The organism is Streptomyces gottesmaniae (assembly GCF_031845845.1).
Taxonomy (GTDB): domain Bacteria; phylum Actinomycetota; class Actinomycetes; order Streptomycetales; family Streptomycetaceae; genus Streptomyces; species Streptomyces akebiae.
In genome coordinates this window covers 1-455 of sequence record NZ_JAVRFJ010000133.1, presented here as the reverse complement: position 1 = coordinate 455, position 455 = coordinate 1, and the positions used below count along the sequence as shown (strand labels likewise).

The following is a 455-nucleotide window of genomic DNA, read 5'->3' as shown; positions in this document are numbered from 1 at the left end:
CTGGTACTGGACCGTGTCGCGAAGAACGTGCTGCGCACCGAGGGCATCGCGATGGTGCAGAGCATCACCCGTCCGTTGGGTATCCCGATCCAGCACAGCTCGATTCCGTTTCAGACCGCCATCCAAGGGCAGACCAGCAATCTGAACCTGCCGTTCCAGCGGGAGCAGTTGGCCAACCAGCTGAAAATGGTTGACGCGACCAATGTCTCGATCTCCATCTTGGAAGAGCAGTACCAACTCTCCCTCCGGCAGACCAAGCTCACGCAGGACTCTGCGGCCAAGTCGCAGGAGCTACTCGAGGTCACCAAGAAGATGCGGGACAACATCGCGAACTTCGATGACCAGTTCCGGCCGATGCGCAATTACTTCTACTGGGAACCGCACTGCTTCGACATACCGATGTGCGCGGCGCTGAAGTCAGTCTTCGATGCCCTCGACGGCATTGACGAACTGAC

General features: G+C 58.5%; 1 pseudogene. It reads left to right on the top strand.

The features are described 5' to 3' along the window. Window positions 1–27: 27 nt before the first annotated feature. Window positions 28–455: pseudogene (locus RM704_RS44720) on the top strand (MMPL family RND transporter); the annotation flags it as partial.